The 18237-nt window shown below is 45.4% G+C and carries 14 protein-coding genes and 2 tRNA genes; 3 read left to right on the top strand and 13 right to left on the bottom strand.

The window, feature by feature from the left end:
• Positions 1–18: 18 nt before the first annotated feature.
• From ACYQ0C_RS02970 to trpS, 3 genes are all read right to left on the bottom strand, one after another.
• A tRNA-Val gene (locus ACYQ0C_RS02970) sits at positions 19–93 on the bottom strand.
• A gap of 38 nt (positions 94–131) precedes the next feature.
• A tRNA-Val gene (locus ACYQ0C_RS02965) sits at positions 132–206 on the bottom strand.
• A gap of 213 nt (positions 207–419) precedes the next feature.
• On the bottom strand, positions 420–1514 hold the full coding sequence (trpS, locus tag ACYQ0C_RS02960; RefSeq protein WP_016278210.1) for a tryptophan--tRNA ligase: 1095 nt from the start codon (positions 1512–1514) through the stop codon (positions 420–422).
• A 291-nt stretch (positions 1515–1805) separates the two neighbouring features.
• Here trpS and carB point away from each other — a divergent pair, with 291 nt between their 5' ends.
• Positions 1806–5027 carry a carbamoyl-phosphate synthase (glutamine-hydrolyzing) large subunit gene (gene carB / locus ACYQ0C_RS02955; RefSeq protein WP_016278211.1) on the top strand — a complete coding sequence of 1074 codons (3222 nt, stop codon included), beginning with the start codon at positions 1806–1808 and terminating at the stop codon, positions 5025–5027.
• A 285-nt stretch (positions 5028–5312) separates the two neighbouring features.
• Here carB and ACYQ0C_RS02950 read toward each other — a convergent pair whose 3' ends face one another.
• A complete protein-coding gene (locus ACYQ0C_RS02950; RefSeq protein WP_016278212.1) occupies positions 5313–5813 on the bottom strand; it encodes a TlpA family protein disulfide reductase in 501 nt (166 codons plus the stop codon).
• 87 nt (positions 5814–5900) lie between these two features.
• Here ACYQ0C_RS02950 and yaaA point away from each other — a divergent pair, with 87 nt between their 5' ends.
• Together yaaA and ACYQ0C_RS02940 are read left to right on the top strand one after the other, a co-directional pair.
• The gene (yaaA, locus tag ACYQ0C_RS02945; protein WP_016278213.1) at positions 5901–6668 is read left to right on the top strand and encodes a peroxide stress protein YaaA; all 768 of its coding nucleotides are present in this window, start codon (positions 5901–5903) and stop codon (positions 6666–6668) included.
• A 106-nt stretch (positions 6669–6774) separates the two neighbouring features.
• A complete protein-coding gene (locus ACYQ0C_RS02940) occupies positions 6775–7974 on the top strand; it encodes an OmpA family protein (RefSeq protein ID WP_016278214.1) in 1200 nt (399 codons plus the stop codon).
• A gap of 76 nt (positions 7975–8050) precedes the next feature.
• Here the strand turns inward: ACYQ0C_RS02940 and ACYQ0C_RS02935 are convergent, their stop codons facing one another.
• From ACYQ0C_RS02935 to ACYQ0C_RS02895, 9 genes are all read right to left on the bottom strand, one after another.
• On the bottom strand, positions 8051–9157 hold the full coding sequence (locus ACYQ0C_RS02935; protein ID WP_016278215.1) for a cholesterol-responsive sulfotransferase: 1107 nt from the start codon (positions 9155–9157) through the stop codon (positions 8051–8053).
• 27 nt (positions 9158–9184) lie between these two features.
• Positions 9185–10642 (bottom strand): sulfate adenylyltransferase subunit CysN, encoded by a 1458-nt coding sequence (gene cysN, locus ACYQ0C_RS02930; RefSeq protein ID WP_016278216.1) that lies wholly within the window; start codon positions 10640–10642, stop codon positions 9185–9187.
• 36 nt (positions 10643–10678) lie between these two features.
• Positions 10679–11590, bottom strand: coding sequence for a sulfate adenylyltransferase subunit CysD (cysD, locus tag ACYQ0C_RS02925; protein WP_016278217.1), 912 nt, complete (start codon positions 11588–11590; stop codon positions 10679–10681).
• A gap of 11 nt (positions 11591–11601) precedes the next feature.
• Complete coding sequence (gene cysC, locus ACYQ0C_RS02920) at positions 11602–12216, bottom strand: adenylyl-sulfate kinase (protein ID WP_016278218.1); 615 nt, start codon at positions 12214–12216, stop codon at positions 11602–11604.
• Positions 12217–12244: 28 nt separating this feature from the next.
• On the bottom strand, positions 12245–13798 hold the full coding sequence (locus tag ACYQ0C_RS02915) for an SLC13 family permease (protein ID WP_025019388.1): 1554 nt from the start codon (positions 13796–13798) through the stop codon (positions 12245–12247).
• Positions 13795–14622 (bottom strand): 3'(2'),5'-bisphosphate nucleotidase CysQ, encoded by an 828-nt coding sequence (gene cysQ, locus ACYQ0C_RS02910; RefSeq protein WP_016278220.1) that lies wholly within the window; start codon positions 14620–14622, stop codon positions 13795–13797. Before cysQ ends, ACYQ0C_RS02915 begins: the two co-directional genes overlap by 4 nt.
• 14 nt (positions 14623–14636) lie before the next feature.
• Positions 14637–15845: a BamA/TamA family outer membrane protein gene (locus ACYQ0C_RS02905; RefSeq protein ID WP_016278221.1), complete on the bottom strand. Its 1209-nt coding sequence runs from the start codon at positions 15843–15845 to the stop codon at positions 14637–14639.
• Between the two features lie 202 nt (positions 15846–16047).
• A complete protein-coding gene (gene mutL / locus ACYQ0C_RS02900; protein ID WP_016278222.1) occupies positions 16048–17916 on the bottom strand; it encodes a DNA mismatch repair endonuclease MutL in 1869 nt (622 codons plus the stop codon).
• A gap of 23 nt (positions 17917–17939) precedes the next feature.
• Positions 17940–18236 (bottom strand): hypothetical protein, encoded by a 297-nt coding sequence (locus ACYQ0C_RS02895; RefSeq protein WP_016278223.1) that lies wholly within the window; start codon positions 18234–18236, stop codon positions 17940–17942.
• Position 18237: the final 1 nt, after the last annotated feature.

Raw genomic sequence — 18237 nt, 5'->3', positions numbered from 1 at the left:
TTCAATTTCTTTCTTCGGTGGGCGTTGACGGATTCGAACCGCCGACCCTCTGCTTGTAAGGCAGATGCTCTGAACCAGCTGAGCTAAACGCCCGAAGGTTGCTTTTTATAAAACAAGAGGTGAAGATGGAGTGGGCGTTGACGGATTCGAACCGCCGACCCTCTGCTTGTAAGGCAGATGCTCTGAACCAGCTGAGCTAAACGCCCGATAACCTCTTGTTTCAAAAGCGTTGCAAAGATACGGCTATTTCCGATAACTGCAAATTTTACGCACACTATTTTTTCATTTATTTTTCAACACCACATTTAAAACATTGATATACAGACCATACAATATTAAATTAATTCTATAATTCAACAAACACAAAAGGGGGGACTATACCTTATTATATATAGTTCCCCCTTCATGACAAAGTTATTTTAGTCCTGACCAAAACGCTTTACCTGTTCGGCAATCAGTTCCGCATCATCAAAATAATTAATCTTCATCGCCTTGCGCACTTCATCCAACGTGGCAGTCGCAGTAGCACGGGCAGTTTCGCATCCTTTACGCAGCATTTCGTAAATAGCCGGGATATCCTTTTCAAACTCCTTACGGCGTTCGCGGATAGGAGTCAATTCCTCTTGCATAATAGCGGCAAGGAACTTCTTCACCTTCATGTCCCCTAATCCGCCACGAGTATAGTGAGCCTTCAATTCATTCAAATCAGGATAATCGGGCAAATAACGCCCGAAATGCTCTGGTTTGCAGAAAGCATCCAAATAGGTGAAAACGGTATTCCCTTCCAGTTTGCCCGGATCGGATACTTTCAAGTGAGTCGGATCGGTGTACATGCTTTTCACCTTCTTCTCCACCTCGTCGGCTGTGTCCGACAAATAAATGCAGTTACCCAATGATTTGCTCATCTTAGCCTTTCCGTCCGTACCCGGCAGACGCAGACAAGCCGCATTGTCCGGCAACAGGATTTCGGGTTCTACCAGCGTGTCACCATAAATATGGTTGAAACGGCGTACAATCTCACGAGTCTGCTCAATCATCGGCTCCTGATCCTCACCCACCGGAACGGTAGTCGCCTTGAAAGCAGTAATATCGGCAGCCTGGCTGATAGGATACGTAAAGAACCCTACCGGAATGCTGGTTTCAAAGTTACGCATCTGAATCTCAGTTTTCACTGTCGGATTACGTTGCAGGCGGGATACGGTAACCAGGTCCATATAGTAGAAAGTCAGCTCGCACAATTCGGGAATCTGAGACTGGATAAAGATGGTGGACTTCGTCGGGTCCAGACCGACCGCCATATAGTCCAGCGCCACCTCGATTACATTCTGGCGCACCTTCTCAGGGTTTTCTATATTATCGGTCAATGCCTGTGCATCGGCAATGAAAATAAAAGTCTTGTCATACAGTCCGGAGTTCTGGAGTTCGACTCTGCGTTTCAACGAACCTACGTAATGACCGATATGCAATCTTCCCGTAGGACGGTCACCGGTCAATATGATTTTTTCTTTTCCCATATCTCTTAAATATTATCTTATATTAAAATTTACGCAAAGATAGTCATTTTCCAGTATAAAGGCCGAACTTCCCTCCTCATTTTGCATAATTCTTCCGACAAAGAACCCGATTTATTTTGTTATCTTGGAAATTAGTCGTTACTTTGCACAAAATTTAATAGTGCTATGTATCCCAAAGGAACAAAGATAATATAGACATACGAACAAATGCGTTAGTCCTCTTACGAGGATGGACGCATTTTTTTTAATATTTAGCGACTTTAAAACAACTATTATAAAAAGAAACTTTCAATGAAAAAGGATTTAAAGAAAGTCCTGGTATTGGGTTCGGGTGCCCTCAAGATAGGCCAGGCAGGAGAGTTTGACTACTCAGGTTCACAAGCGCTGAAAGCATTGCGCGAAGAAGGTATTCACTCGGTGTTGGTAAATCCTAACATCGCGACTATCCAGACTTCGGAAGGTATTGCCGACAAGGTGTATTTCCTCCCTGTTACTCCCTTCTTTGTTGAAGAAATCATCAAAAAAGAACAGCCGGACGGTATCTTGCTGGCTTTCGGTGGACAGACCGCATTGAACTGTGGTACCGAGCTTTACCTGAACGGTACACTGAAGAAATATGGTGTAGAAGTACTAGGTACCTCTGTAGAAGCCATCATGTACACTGAAGACCGTGATCTGTTCGTAAAGAAACTGGATGAAATTCCGATGAAGACCCCGAAGAGCCACGCTGTGGAAAGTATGGAAGAGGCTCTGAAGGCTGCCCGCGAAATCGGTTATCCGGTGATGGTACGCTCTGCTTACGCACTAGGTGGTTTGGGTAGCGGTATCTGTCCGGACGAAGCTGCTTTCATCAAACTGGCTGAAAGTTCATTCGCATTCTCCAAACAGATCCTGGTTGAAGAATCATTGAAAGGTTGGAAAGAAATAGAATTCGAAGTGATCCGCGATGCCAACGACCATTGCTTCACAGTGGCAAGCATGGAAAACTTCGACCCGCTGGGTATCCACACCGGTGAGTCTATCGTGGTGGCTCCCACTTGTTCGCTGACAGAAGAACAAGTCGCCATGCTGCAAGAATTGTCTATAAAGTGTATCCGCCACTTGGGCATTGTGGGTGAATGTAACATCCAATATGCTTTCAATGCAGATACCAACGACTACCGTGTGATCGAAGTAAACGCACGTCTGAGCCGTTCTTCCGCACTGGCTTCTAAAGCTACCGGGTTCCCCTTGGCATTCGTTGCCGCCAAAATCGCTTTGGGTTACACTCTGGATCAGATTGGCGAGATGGGCACCCCCAATTCGGCATACGAAGCTCCCCAGCTGGATTACCTGATTTGTAAAATTCCCCGTTGGGACTTGACTAAATTCGCAGGCGTATCACGCCAGATTGGCTCCAGCATGAAATCAGTAGGTGAAATCATGTCTATCGGCCGCTCTTTCGAAGAAATCATTCAGAAAGGCCTTCGTATGATAGGTCAGGGCATGCACGGTTTCGTGGGTAACGACCATACTAAATTCGAGAATCTGGATGAGGAACTGGCTAACCCGACAGACCTACGCATCTTCTCCATCGCTTCTGCATTGGAAGAAGGATACAGCATTGAACGCATTCACGAACTGACCAAGATCGACCCGTGGTTCCTGGGCAAGCTGAAAAACATCGTTGACTATAAGGCTAAACTTTCTACTTATAATAAGATTGAGGATCTGCCCGAAGAGGTACTTCGCCAAGCTAAAGTGTTAGGCTTCTCTGATTTCCAGATTGCACGTTTCGTATTGAAAGCCAGCGGCAATATGGAAAAGGAAAACTTGGCTGTACGCACCCGTCGTAAAGCGTTGAATATTCTTCCGGCTGTCAAACGTATCAATACCGTTGCCTCCGAACATCCCGAACTGACCAATTACCTGTATATGACCTACGCTACTACGGGATATGATGTCAATTATTATAAGAACGAGAAATCGGTAGTCGTATTAGGTTCAGGTGCTTACCGCATCGGTTCGTCCGTGGAATTTGACTGGTGTTCTGTAAACGCTGTCCAGACCGCACGCAAGCTGGGTTACAAATCCATCATGATTAACTATAACCCCGAGACAGTTTCTACCGACTATGATATGTGCGACCGTCTGTACTTTGACGAGCTTTCATTCGAACGTGTGCTCGATGTGATTGACCTGGAGCAACCGGGTGGTGTCATTGTATCAGTAGGCGGACAGATACCTAACAACCTGGCCATGAAGCTGCACCGTCAGTCCGTACCCGTATTGGGAACTTCTCCGCTTTCTATCGACCGCGCGGAAAACCGTCATAAGTTCTCGGCCATGCTCGACCAACTGGGCATTGACCAACCTGCATGGAAGGAATTGACCAGCCTGGAAGACATGGAAGAGTTTGTAAACAAGGTAGGTTATCCGGTATTGGTGCGTCCTTCCTACGTACTCTCGGGTGCTGCCATGAACGTGTGCTACAACGAAGAAGAACTGAAGGAATTCTTGCAGATGGCCAAGGAAGTTTCTAAAGAATATCCGGTAGTGGTATCACAGTTCATGCAGGATACCAAAGAAATAGAATTCGACGCTGTAGCCCAGAACGGCGAAGTGGTGGAATATGCCATCTCCGAACACATTGAATATGCAGGTGTACACTCAGGTGACGCGACCTTGGTATTCCCGGCTCAGAAGATTTATTTCGAGACAGCCCGCCGCATCAAGAAAATCGGCCGCCGTATCGCAAAAGAATTGAATATCTCCGGTCCGTTCAATATGCAGTTCCTGGCTAAGAACAACGAAGTGAAAGTGATTGAGTGCAACCTGCGTGCCTCACGTTCATTCCCGTTTGTTTCCAAGGTATTGAAACGCAACTTCATTGAGACCGCAACCCGCATCATGCTGGGTGCTCCATACAGCCAACCGGACAAGTCGGCTTTCGATATTGACTGGATCGGTGTCAAAGCTTCCCAGTTCTCCTTCTCCCGTCTGCACAAGGCTGACCCTGTATTGGGCGTAGATATGTCTTCAACGGGTGAGGTAGGTTGTATCGGTGATGATTTCCACGAAGCACTGCTGAACTCCATGATTGCTGTCGGCTTCAAGATTCCTACCAAATCTGTCATGTTCTCCTCAGGTGCTACCAAATCCAAGGTAGATTTGCTGGAAGCAAGCCGTATGCTGTCAGAAAAAGGATATGAAATCTATGCAACTGCCGGAACCGCAACCTTCCTGAACGCACACGGGGTAAACACCACCCCGGTTTACTGGCCGGATGAAAAGCCCGATGCGGAAAACAATGTGATGAAGATGATTGCCGAACATAAATTCGACTTGATAGTCAACATTCCGAAGAATCATACCAAACGTGAATTGACCAATGGTTACAAGATTCGTCGCGGAGCAATTGACCACAATATTCCTTTGATTACCAACGCCCGTCTGGCAAGTGCTTTCATTGAAGCATTCTGCGAAATGAGTGAAAAGGACATTCAGATCAAGAGCTGGCAGGATTACAAATAATCCTTTCCAAACTTAAAAAACAAAGGGGGCTTCCATGTGGACAGTCTCCTTTGCTTTTTTACAAGTTATTCTCGAAGTTTCATCAAGCATTTATGATGCAACCTCCGCAATCCCCTTTTTCCTACACATACGCCCGCATGAAGCTACACATACGTTTACGTAGGCCTATACATACGTACGTACAGGCTTATGCGGACGTATGCGAAATCCTGCACGTACAGAAGGGAGTCATAACCTGACTTAGGTTGTGAATTCTGCACATCCAAAAGATAAGGACGGTACTATTTATTTCAAAGCTTCCGCAACAGCATCCATCAACTTTTCAAATTCTTCTTTCTCATATCCGATGGAAGTATAAACGGCTTCACCTTCTTTATTGAACAGATAGGCACGAGGAATTGACTTCTCTGCAAATAAAGAGAATACCTCACGTTTGGGATCGGGATATAACGGAAAAGTGAATTTCTTCCGTTCATTATAAGTTTTCAACTGCTCATCCGTATGTTCACGGCCAATCACCAACAGTACAAAGTCCTTATTATCTTTATACTTAGGCCAAAAAGTCTTTTCCACCTCAGCCAGTTCCAACTGACATGGCCCGCACCAGGTGGCAAACAAACTCACCAGTACCACCTTACCTTTCAATCCGGCCGAAGAAACATCGCCATACACCGCAGACTTCAGCTGAAATTCAGGTAACTTATCTCCTTTTTTCAATTCCTGAGCATTGACGGCAAACACCATGCAAAGCATCATGAACAATAACCCTAACTTTTTCATTTTCATAGTTCTGAATGTTTAATGATGAAATAACAAAGACAAATATATCTGTTTTTCTTATATTTGCCATCTGAAAATATTATTTTTTAGCCTATGATGACTTTTATTTCATGTGCCAAGACAATGGCCGGACAGAGCAAGATACAAACTCCTGCTACCAGCACACCGCAATTCCAAGCCGAAGCGATACGGAACGCGCTGGATATGTCCCAATTCCCGGCAGAAGAACTGGAACGACTTTTGCGTGTGAACAGTAAAATAGCAGCAGAGAACTACCTGAGGTTCCAGAATTTCTGTTCAGACTCTCCCACCGCTTCAGCAGCCTTATTGGCTTATACCGGTATAGTATATAAACGTATCCAACCACAGGACTTCACCCCAGAAGATTTTCAATATGCACAAGACCATCTGCGAATCACTTCCTTCCTTTACGGATTACTCCGCCCGTTAGACCGGATAAAAAATTACAGGATGGAAGGAGATATCAAGTTGCCCGAACGTGGAGGGATATCCATGTTTGACTGTTGGAAGCCGTTGCTGACCGATACTTTTATCAAAGAAATTAAAGCGCAAGGAGGAATACTGGTCAATCTGGCAAGTGGGGAAATGAAAGATTTATTCGACTGGAAGCGCGTGGAGCAGGAAGTACAAGTGATCACACCGGAATTTCAAGTATGGAAGAAAGGGAAATTAACCACCGTGGTGGTTTATGCAAAAATGTGCCGCGGAGAATTGACACGCTTCATCATTAAAAACCGCATAGAGAATCCCGAGGATTTAAAAGGGTTCAATTGGGAAGGATTCAGCTTTGATGCCGGTCACAGCACAGACAAGCGCTATCTTTTTAGCCTTCTTTCATAAAAAAATATTAAATAGTAGGCCAACTCAAACTTTTTATCAGTGCTCATGTTATTTAGTTGAATTTGGGAAGATAAACCTAGACAATAATTAACTAATAGAAATGAGTATGAAAAAATTAATGTTTTTACTGGCTGCGGCCAGTTTAAGTTCTGTGGCGTTTGCGCAGCAGAAAAGCAATTCACAAAACGTCCTCATAGGCGAGAGTGTAGATGTGATGGAGGTGCCTGTGGATAAGTACAAAGTAGAGACCAACCACTTCTTCGATAATTGGTTCTTCTCGGTCGGCGGAGGGGCACAAGTACTGTTCGGTGATCAGTCCGATCTTGGTAAATTCAAGAAACGTATTGCTCCGGCTCTCCAAATATCAATCGGTAAATGGTTTACTCCCGGTTTAGGACTACGCTTGCAATATAGCGGTTTGCAGTCGAAGAGTTTTTCCAGCGAACCTTCCGTATATTCCAAGCCTCACATGCTAAGCGAGGGATACTATCAGGATAAGTTCAATTACATGAACCTGCACGGTGACATCTTGTTCAATGTCAGTAACATGCTGGCCGGATACAATGAAAACCGCATATACGACTTCGTGCCATTCGTAGGTTTTGGTTTTGCCCACTCCTACGATGCTCCACGCCGTAACTCACTGGCGTTCAATTTCGGTATCATCAACACATTCCATCTGGCCAGTGCATGGGACTTGAACCTGGAACTTTACGGAATGGGTACAGAAAACAAATTTGACGGTAAAACCATCAGCAAAGGCCCCGACTTTATGGCAGGTGCTACAGTGGGTATCACTTATAAGTTCCCACAAAGAGGATTCAAGCCCGCTCCGGATGTAGATGCCATTATGGCACTTACCTCTTCGCAAATGGATGCTATCAATACCGCTTTGGCCCAACAGATAGAACAAAACCGCCAATTAAAAGCACAGCTTGCCAACCAACCTACCGAAGTGGTTACAGAACAAGTTACAGTGAACCAAATAGCTCCGGCTCCTCAATCTGTATTCTTCCAGATCGGTTCAGCGGTTCTCCCTGCCAACTCTACTGTTAATTTGCAACAAATCGCAGAATTGGTAAAGGACAACCCGGAATTAAAGCTGAAAGTGACCGGTTATGCCGACAGTGATACAGGTAGCGCCGCATGGAACAAACAATTGAGTGAAGACCGTGCCAACAATGTGGCTAATGAATTGGTTAAATTGGGTGTAAACAAAAACAATCTGATCATCAGTGGCATGGGTGGTGTCAACACCTTGACTCCTCCGGCATTCAACCGTCGTGTAATTATCGAAGCCCAATAATACACTGCTTTCTGTCAGCAGAAGGTAATCATGCCCGCAATTCCATCTCAAAAATAGAATTGCGGGCATTTATTTCTTAGATAGAATAACCCCACTGGTCTAGCGCGAACTTCCAGTTCTCTTCCACCAACCGGACCGTACGGTCATCATACGTGTACTTATTCTTCTTATATCCTTTCTTTCCGCCTATATATTGACTGATAGCCGGAGCAGCCGCTCCGAATCCGGGAATAGAAAGAGACTTATAGATATGCTCGGTCATAGCCATAGCATCCGCCTCAAAATCCTCGAACTTCACTTCCATCAAATTACCTTCAGGAATGAACTTCTTATCCGCCTCATATTTATGATACAGCTTGGCATAAACGGACAGCACATTCTGTTCCAACACCTCAGGAGAAATATCCTCCAGTTTCAACGGTTGGATCGTATTGGTGAAAAAGTTCCTTGTAGATTCGAATACCGTATATGGATTACGCATCAAATAAATGAATTTGGCATTCGGGAACATCTTGACCAACTCTTTTACACGGCCCGTATGGGGCGGGTTCTTACTCAAAAATTGCGTTCCGCCTGTATTCCAAAGAGAAATTTTAATAAGTTTGGTGAATATATCCTCAAACACTTTCAGTTCCTCGTCGCTGATATCATTGAACAACAAGTATTTATCAGCATATTCCTGTTGATACTTAGGCAGGAACCAGAAGTTATAATAAGTATAAGGCATCATATTGGCCAATGCAAATTCTTCTTCCTGAGGCAAATCTACAGCCAGCTCCATATTATCCGTCGGGCGCTTGTCGGGCATCAGCCAACTCATATTTTTCTTGAAAAAAGGCTGTCCCCACATCATCAGATGAGGGAACACAGTCTGATAGGTAGTATTATACCCGAAATGCTTGTCACAAGAGAACACATTGTGCATAAAAGTAGTCCCGCTACGCCAATGTCCGAGTATAAAGACCGGATCATGTTCCAAAGGCTTGTCAGCCAACAGTTTCCTGTATCGGTTTTCCTGTAGGGGTGCCAATGTGGAAAGCAAACGGCATACAGCTTTTGTCAAACGATATTTTCCTCTATACGCCGGATCAATCTCCCTTCCCGCAGTAATCGCCTTGAAAGTTTTCCAATCGGCGCCTACCAATGTATTGATCGGCAGCTTGTTGAATTCAAGTAATCCCATTACTTTTCTTTTTTTTAATGTATGCTGTTATCTTTCTATCTTGACCGCAATGCCTTGACGGTCCAATTCTTTCACCACCTTTTCTATGGCTTCATCATGTGCCTCACCAATCCCCAAAGCCGTCAGGTTCAAAGTAGGAATCTCTATGGCATTCAGCATATCCCTAGCTTCCACCTTGTCTATAATCATTCCCACCGCACTGGTGTTATTGGTTATAGGATCAATCAGAATAAAAGAGCCGCAAGCTTTATTCTTTTGATAAGGATCAAAGAAAAGAGGCTTGGCGGTAGTAAATGTCACACGGGCTATCTGATTCAGCTGCAAAGGCAACTCCTCCTTTTTCAATTTACCATTCTCTACCGACAGATGCTCCATCGTATTCACATCCACTTTATACTTTATGCTATCTATACGGGTGCGTCCTGTATTGGTAGTGTGCTTGATAAAGAAGGATTTGTCAAGATCCATCGCCTCCTCATCCATCCATACCAGCATGGCTTCAAAATTACGGCCTATCACAGGTACGTTATCGGCATGTACCAGCATTTCCCCGCGGGACACATCAATTTCATCTTCCAAAGTCAGCGTCACCGCTTGCGGAGGAAATGCATAATCCAACTCACCCTCATAAGTGACAATGCTCTTGATATGAGATTTCTTGCCGGAAGGCAAAGCCATCACCTCATCTCCTTTACGGACAACACCGGAAGCAATCTTTCCACAGAAACCGCGGAAATCCAAATTCGGTCTTAATACATACTGAACCGGGAAACGGAAATCAGCCAGGTTATGGTCATTCTCGATGGAAACAGTTTCAAGCAACTCCAACAACGAGATGCCTTTGTACCATGGTGTACGTTCAGATTTCCGCACCACATTATCACCATCGAGGGCCGAGAGAGGAATACAAGTCACGTCCGGAATGCCCAACGGCCCTACGAACTTCTTATATTCAGCAACAATCTCATTGAAGCGTTCTTCAGAGAACTCCACAAGATCCATCTTGTTTACTGCCAGCACCACATGCTTTATCCCCAATAAAGATACCAGGAAAGTATGACGGCAGGTCTGCGTGATCACCCCCAGACGGGCATCTACCAAGATAATGGCAAGATTGGCAGTAGAACCTCCGGTAATCATATTGCGGGTATATTGTTCATGTCCCGGAGTATCGGCAATGATAAACTTACGGTTATTCGTTGAGAAATAACGGTAAGCCACATCAATCGTAATGCCTTGCTCGCGTTCCGCTTTCAGCCCGTCGCACAACAAAGCGTAATCTATATGGTCTCCTGCATTCCCCATACGCTTGCTGTCACGCTCCAAAGCGGCAAGCTGATCTTCATACAATTTCTTGCTGTCGAACAGCAGACGTCCTATCAGTGTGGACTTTCCATCATCCACCGAACCGGCTGTCAGCAGGCGCAGCAAGTCTTTCTGCTCATCCTTATCCAAATACTCCTTTATATTCAGTTTATTCTCCATCACCCATTTCTTCATTTTAAATTCCTACTTATCCATTTAAAAATATCCCTCACGTTTCTTCTGCTCCATACTGGCATCCTGGTCGAAGTCGATGACACGGGTGGTACGCTCGCTTTTGGTAGTGGTCATCATTTCCTCTACTATTTTCTCAATCGTATCGGCATCACTCTCCACAGCTCCGGTCAGAGGCCAACACCCCAAAGTACGGAAACGCACTTTCTTCATTTCAATACGGTCCCGGTATTCTTCGGGCAGGCGGTCATCATCAGCCATAATCAGATTCCCGTCTATATTCACCACCGGACGTTCTTTGGCAAAATAGAGCGGCACGATAGGAATATTTTCCAGACGGATGTACTGCCAGATATCCAGCTCTGTCCAATTGCTTAACGGAAATACACGGATACTTTCCCCCTTATGAATCTTGGCATTATAAATATCCCACAGTTCAGGACGCTGGTTCTTGGGATCCCACTGATGGAAACGATCCCTGAAAGAGAATATACGTTCTTTGGCACGCGACTTTTCCTCATCACGGCGCGCTCCGCCAAAAGCGGCATCAAACCGGTATTTATCCAGCCCCTGAAGCAACGCCTGTGTCTTCATTAAATCGGTATGCACCTTGCTGCCATGCGTAAAAGGTCCTACTCCGGCATTGAAAGCCTCCATGTTGCTCTCCACTATCAAATTCCATCCGTGTTCTTTGGCATACTGATCACGGAACTCTATCATTTCCCTGAATTTCCATTTGGAATCGATATGCATCAAAGGGAAAGGTACCTTTCCCGGATAAAAAGCCTTCTCCGCCAAACGCACCATGACAGACGAGTCTTTACCAATACTATAAAGCATAACAGGATTCTCAAATTCGGCCGCCACTTCACGAATGATATGGATAGACTCAGCTTCCAGTTCCTTCAGGTGGCTCAATTTATAGTTTTCTTCCATTTTATAATGAATTATATTTTTTCTCCTCTTTTACCCACAGCAGGAAGCACCAGCTCCAACAGGGCGTTAACCGATTCTTCCAAACTCAGTCTGGAAGTATCCAAAGACAATACAGGATGCTCCGGGGCTTCAAAAGGTGCGGAAATACCGGTAAAGTTCCTGATCTCGCCACGACGTGCTTTCGCATACAGTCCTTTTACATCACGTTTCTCACACTCTTCTAAAGGAGTGCTGACATAAATTTCCAGGAAATCCCCTTCCCCAATGATACGGGTTGCCATCTGCCGGAGCTCATTACTGGGACTGATGAAAGCAGCAATGGTAATAATACCCGTATCGACAAACAGCTTGCCTATTTCGGCTATGCGACGGATGTTTTCCACACGGTCTTCTGCCGAGAAGCCCAAATTATTATTGATGCCACTGCGAATATTATCCCCGTCCAATATACGGCAGAGCAGGCCTCGTTGATGTAATTCACGTTCCAAAGCTATGGCGATAGTGCTCTTACCGGAGCCACTGAGTCCCGTCAGCCAAAGCATTACGCCCCGTTGCCCCAGCAATGCTTCTTTATCTTCCCGGGAAAGCATACGGTCAAATATAGGATAGATGTTCTCTTCTTTCATTCTTTATTTCATTTTGTCTTTAACTTCATCAAAAAGGCCATATCAGTGGTATCAGAATTACCGAAATGATAAACGTCAACACATTCAACGGCAGACCGATACGCACGAAATCCGTAAACTTATAGTTTCCGATACCCTGCACAATCAAATTTGTCTGATAACCGATGGGAGTGGAAAAACTGGCGGATGCAGCAATGCAGATGACCACAAAGAAAGGCATCGGACTTACCCCCAACTGATTGGACAAGGAAAGGGCAAGTGGAAAAGCCAATGCGGCGGCGGCATTGTTGGTTATCAGTTCGGTAAACAAATTCGTGATGATAAATAAAACAGCCAGCAACACATGCGGGCCATAATCATCACTCATGTCAATGATTCCATGTGCAATAATATCCGCCACTCCGGAATTGACCATGGCACGACTGATAGCGAACGCACAGGCAATGGTTATCAAGATATCCCATGATATATACTTGGTATATTTACGTGCCGGAAAAAGTTTGGTCCATGCCATTATCACAGTCGTCACAGCTGCAAAAAAGAACATATCAAGATCAATACCAGGAAGCAGCTCTTCCATAAAAGGGAGTTCGCCCACTGTCGCCCCCACAATCATCAACACCAGCAAAGCCAATGCAAACCAACGTTTCTTCCGGCCGGCTTTCGGCTCGGTATCTTTACCATTGGCCAGCAACACGAATACGGAAGAATCCCCCCATGTAGAGATAAATGAATCATCCGCCCACAAGACCAGTGTATCTCCCTCGCGGAACTTTACACGCGACAAGTTATCGACCATACTGATGCCGCTCCGCTTTATTTCCCTTATCTCAGCACCATAATGACGGACAAAATTAAAATCCCCCACCCGCTTGTTGATACCCGGAAAACGGGCACCGATCACCGCCTCGACACGATGAAAAGAAGACGCATCCGCCTCTCCATGCTCGTCGCCTACCGTGTCTTTCCGCACATCCGGCAATAATCTGGAAGAAAAGAGCAGCAAATAAACAATGCCCGTCAAAGCAATGAAAATACCGACACGTCCCAGTTCGAACATGCCGAATCCCTTATATCCGGCATCCAGAATCATACCATCCACCACCAGATTGGTAGAAGTCCCGATAAGGGTACACACCCCTCCCAATATAGTCGCATAAGAAACAGGTATCAGAAATTTAGTTGCCGGCAAGTGGATCGATTCCGCCCAACGTTTAATGATAGGCGCAAAAATCACGACCACCGGCGTATTATTCAGAAAAGCAGAGACAAAGGAAATAACAGGCAGCATACGCGCCTGAGCTTTAAAAACAGAAGTCGTTCCCTGAGGCAGAAGTTTCTTTATCAACTGTCCCAACGCTCCCGACTGCCGGACTCCTTCACTAATCAGAAAAAGCAGCGCCACAGTAATCATTCCCTTATTACTGAACCCCTCCAGCATCTCTTTCGGAGTCAATATGCCGAAACAAAGGAAAAGCACAGTAACAGAAAACAGAATCATTCCGGGACGCATTTTATCAAGGACGAGCGCAGTGACCATCCCTATTAATCCCAAGAATACAATAATCATCTCGAATGTCAGCATCGGTTCCTGGTATTGTTTCGTTTAACGATAAACCAAGGATTCAGCAAGTCCGGCTTATTATACACAAGCGGCTCCTCCTTCCCCACCTGATATATTTCCGCTCCGGACGCCTTGGCTATGGCATGACCGGCAGCCGTGTCCCACTCCATAGTAGGAGCAAAACGAGGATATTCATCGGCAGCCCCCTCACAAACCCGGCAGATCTTGATAGAGCTGCCTACCGATACCAGTTCCACACGAGGATATATCTTTCGCTTTTCCTCAATATAATCTTCCGTTTCGGCCGACAGATGCGAACGGGAAGCGACTATAACAAAAGCGTCACCCACTCTGGCACAAGGCAAACGAAGCGCCGACGCTTTCATCTCTTCCCACGAACGGCCTGCACGCTCAGTCACTTCTTCCATTTTATAGGCACCGTCAACCGGCTCCCCCCAATAAAGCGTTTCTTTGACAGGAACATAGATCACTCCAAAAACAGGAACGCCTTCCTCCACTAAAGCAATATTGACAGTAAACTCCCCGTTTTGTTTTATAAATTCCTTTGTTCCATCCAATGGATCGACTATCCACAACGTATGCCATCGTGCCCGTTCCTCGTATGGCAAATGCTTTCCTTCCTCGCTTAAAACCGGATAGTCCGTCTCTTGCAAATAAGTCATAATGATTTCATGCGCCTTGCGGTCTGCAAGAGTCAGTGGAGAATGATCGGCTTTCCTTTCAATCTGAAAATCAGAAGAGGGATCATTATAAACTTTCAGAATTTCTTTGCCGGCAGCCAAAGCCGCATCTATCGCTTTTAATATATATTCGGTCTGCATAGTGTGTACTTCCATTAAAATGCTTCTGTCATATTGAAATAAAACAAACTTTGGTCATTGGCAAAATTACGTCCGAAGTCCAGACGCACATTCATGCGCGGCTGCACCTCTATGCGAAGTCCCAGCCCGGCATTGGGCAGCACTCCTTCAATCTTGCCCATAGCAGGCCCCATAAAACCGCAACCTCCCCAGGCTACAAAGCCCAGATGATGCAACATACGCTTTACCCATGTACTTTTATCCGTATTGAACATCTGACGATATTCGGCAAGCACCACATGCGAGGATTTATCACGATACTGCCCCATATAATATCCGCGGAGATCAAACGGGGTGCCACTCAAAGCATATTGGTTCATGGGAACATCGCCAAACACATTTTTGGTCTGGGCGGTCCAAGCTAGAATTTTTCTATTTCCCACCCTTTTGTATTGGCGGTAGTCCACCTCCAGGCGGTAGAAGTTATTATCTCCTCCCAAAAATTTCTGATACATCAGCCCACGAAAATCCAGATAAATGCCTTTATAAGCATTGGCAGGAATATCCCGGCTGTCGTATGTCAACAGAAATCCCACTCCGGAACTGAAGTTTGAGTAGCCGCCGGCAGTTCCTCCCAATCTTTTATAATCAGGCTGATCCACCAAATATCTGGCAGGCTCGGACATTTTATCATAACTCAAGTCAATCTGGGGGCCGGCAAAGAAATTACTTTTACCCAAACGGAACAAAAACCACGGATTAATCTGGAAACCGCTGTAACGATATTCACTGGTAGAATCACTACGCTCATAATGTTTATTGGTCGTATAGCCGATGCCATAAAAGTTCTCCAGTGTATTCTTGTAAGTGAACTTTCCGAAAATACGGAACTTATCATTCTTAAAAAACAATTGAGGTTTCACCATCAGGTTCAGCCCTCCCTCGAACATCACCGCAACAGCCATCGGCAATACAGAACGTTTCTGCAAGGTATCCGACGGATTCATACGAAAGGTAACAAGAGCACTACCTCCTATCAACGCACCAAAGTCCGGAGTATAACTCGGACCTCCCAATATATTATAATGTATATTGCGCTTGGCTACCTTCTGGCGTCTTAATTCTTTTTTTGAAAGTTGATGAACGGTGGTATCCTCAAGATTACTGCCCACGTCCCTTCCTTGTGCCACCATATTCAAAGAACAGAGCAGGCACAAGACCAAACTAAGTAATGTTATTTTCATATAATAGTTTATTGTCTGCCCTAAGTTCTTACTCAAAAAAACTTTCTAAGGCAAATGAGTTTTCAAAAGTACAAAAGTCCTGCCAAAGAATAACAGTGTATTGGATTTGTTTTTATTTAGTTCAAGAATCTTCACGTTCTTTATAATGAATAACATGCTAATGTGCTGATTGCCGCGCTATGCCCGCGCGGCAATCAGCACATTATTTAAACAGCTTTTCCAAGTCATCTTCATGAATCACGGAAAGAACCGTTTTACCATCCGGAGTGTAATTAGGAGTAGCCACAGCAAACAAGCCATCCACCAGGCCGGTCATTTCCTCATTCGTCAACACTTGTCCGGGAACAATTGCCGCCGCTTTCGCCAATGTCAATGCCAAAATACTCTGCACTTCCTCTCTTACCTTGCCACCTTTTTCCATGGCAGTGTGCACCATATTCCGGATCAAGTCTGTCGGGTTCAGACCGTCTATGCCCGCAGGAACGCCGTTGATGGCATAACTTCCTCCTCCCAAATCCGTCAGTTCAAACCCAAGGAAAGACAAATCCTCCATAATATCCTGCAAAACAACCACTTCTGAAAGTGGGAACTGCACAATATCCGGAAATAACATACCTTGAGAAGTACCTTGACGACGGCTGATCTGATCTATATACTTATCATACAAAATACGGATATGAGCGCGTTGCTGGTCAATGATCATCAGTCCGGACTTTACTGAAGTCAGAATAAAACGTCCCTTAAACTGATAATGCTGACCGGAATTTCCGCCAGCCGGAGAATCTTCCACATGATCATACAATCCGGGAGCTTCTCCGACAAAAGGACTTCCGTCCACCCTATAGTCACTCTCGTCAGGAGAAAGGTTTTGAGAAGACACATGACGCTCCAGCCCCGCATACAACTGCTCCCAGTCCTTACCGGACTTCGAATAAGAAGAAGGAGGAGCGGCCGAAGTATTAAAAGGGTTGTAATCAGGATTATAAGTAGTCTTTGGTGGCTGCACACCTGCGTATGGAGATGCATCAAAGGCCGGGATATCCGGCATTCCCTCCGTATCAAAATCAATAGAAGGCACCGCATTAAACTTGCCTAAAGTTTCTTTCACGGCAGCCGCCAATATTTGCCAGATGGCTTGCTCGTTCTCAAACTTTATCTCGGTCTTGGTAGGATGTATATTCACATCAATGTTGGCAGGATCCACTTCAAAGTAAATGAAATAAGACACCTGCTCGCCCACAGGAACCAGCTGCTCGTATGCATCCATGATAGCTTTATGGAAATAAGGATGGCGCATATATCGTCCGTTTACAAAGAAATACTGGCGGGCTCCCTTCTTGCGGGCTGTCTCAGGTTTTCCCACAAAGCCGGAAACACGCACCATCGTGGTATCCACATCCAGCGATAACAACTCCTGATTTATTTTCTTCCCGAAAACTCCCATGATACGCTGACGCAGCTGAAGTGCGGGAAGATTGAACAATTCCGCTCCATTATGGTGCAAGGTGAAAGACACCTCCGGATTAACCAATACAATCCGTTCAAACTCCGTCAATATATTACTCAGCTCCGTTTGGTTCGACTTCAGGAACTTCCGGCGCGCCGGCACATTAAAGAATAAATTCTTCACACTGAAGCTGCTCCCTTTGGGACACGAAACCGCCTCCTGCCCCTCTACCTTGGAACCGGCTATCGTCAACATTGTTCCCAACTCCTCCCCCTCCGTACGGGTACGAAGCTCCACCTGGGCCACAGCGGCAATCGAGGCCAGCGCCTCTCCACGAAACCCCATGGTATGTAGAGCAAACAAATCGGCCGCTTCACGAATTTTAGAAGTAGCATGGCGTTCAAAAGACAAACGCGCATCTGTCTCCGACATACCTTTTCCATCATCAATCACCTGAATGGAAGTCTTCCCTGCATCCACCACCAGCACATCAATGTGCTGTGCGCCTGCATCGATGGCATTCTCCACCAATTCCTTAATCACTGACGCAGGACGCTGAATCACCTCTCCCGCTGCTATCTGGTTAGCAACGGAATCCGGCAGCAAACGAATAATATCGCTCATATTTATTCTATCAACTTGCTTATTTAAAAAGTTAACTCACCGGTCACCAAGTAATGCAAAATATACAGCAATACCAGAATGCCCACAAACAAAGCCCCGTATGTCATCGGCTTACGTCCGCTTTCTTTTCTTCGTTTTAAATGCTTGGTACCTTCAACAAACTTTCCACGGATGTCTTCCGGAGAAAATTCTTTCGGGGGAAGCATGCCTAAATCACGTTTGGCATTCTCCTCCAGTTTCTGTAGCTTCTCCTTCCGTTCATCCACATAAATATACTGATGGTTGAAACGGCGGGGCTTTTCCATTTTAAACATTCCCATA

It is taken from the genome of Phocaeicola sartorii JCM 17136 = DSM 21941, assembly GCF_054653615.1.
Note: the sequence above shows the minus strand (reverse complement) of the source record. Positions and strands in the feature narration are given on the sequence as shown.